A 1,178-nucleotide genomic window follows, 5' to 3' on the forward strand; every position below is an offset into this window, starting at 1 on the left:
GTCTTCCTCGTCAACGGGAGCGCGGCTGGCTTCGTCAATACCGGCGGCATCTTCATCGAAGGCGTCACGGTCAGCAATGTCGCCGTGGGCCAGACAGCGTTCAAGGTCGTCGGCCTCGACACCAATTTGTCGATCACCAACAACAACATCAACGTCGCCGGCACGCTGCTCGACGCCAATGGCGGCAGCGGCGACATCACGGTCACGCGTGGCAGCTTGCCCAACAGCGGTCCGGCGGGCACGCTGACCGGCGGCGGCATCAACCTGCAGAACCTGACCGGCACGGTGACCATTGGCGACGGCACGCTGACCAACACCGGCGCGAACACGGCTTTCAATGTCGGCTCGACGACTGCCGGGAGCGGCGGCAGCGCGATCATCTCCTATGCCGGCACCATCAACAGCAACGGCACCGGCGCGGCTGTTTCGATCCAGAGCATGACTGGCGGCTCGGTGACGCTGTCGGGCAACCTGACTGATACCAACGCGGCCGCTGGCGGCAATATCGTCATTGCCGGCAACGACTCGGCCGCGATCACCTTCTCGGGCACCAGCAAGGTGATCAGCTCGGGCGCGACGGACGCCGTCAGCCTGGGTCTCGTTGGCAATTTCCCCGCAGGCACACCGGCCCCCAACACCAATTCCGCGATCAATTTCACCAATGGCGGTCTCGACATAACGACGACGACCGGCACCGGCTTCATCGCCTTCGGAGATTTTACCACCGGCGCCGTTACGGTCACCGGCACGGGCAACGAGATCAATTCCGGCGCCGACGGTCTTATCTTGTTCGGCGCCAATGTCGGCGCCGGCGGCGTTGCCTTCGACAGCGTCTCGGCCGTATCCACGAGTACCGGCGCTGGTGTGCTGCTTGGAGGTATCAATCTCGGCGGCGACGTCAACATTGGCGGCCTGAGGGATACCGGCTACATCGGCGCTTCATTGATCGGCCTGAGCGGCGCCGGCGTGGTCAATTTCACCGGCAAGACCGATCTCGACGTCAGCTACAGAGGGTTCGATATTGGTGGGCCGCTGGTCGGCACCATAAACATCGCCAATGTCGCCGGATCCACCCTGAACATCGATGGCGCCGAGATCGGTATCGCATTGACGACCTCGAGCGGGACCGTCAACGTTGGCGGGAATGGCGGCAGCGCCAGCATCGGGGCGACGACAAG

Annotated in this window: 1 pseudogene; it reads left to right on the forward strand. The window is 63.7% G+C overall.

Annotated elements, in window-relative coordinates:
• Nucleotides 1–1,178: pseudogene (locus tag EN879_RS36595) on the forward strand (hypothetical protein); the annotation flags it as partial.

Origin of the sequence: Mesorhizobium sp. M7A.F.Ca.AU.002.02.1.1 (genome assembly GCF_003998535.1) — a bacterium.
GTDB classification, from domain to species: domain Bacteria; phylum Pseudomonadota; class Alphaproteobacteria; order Rhizobiales; family Rhizobiaceae; genus Mesorhizobium; species Mesorhizobium ciceri.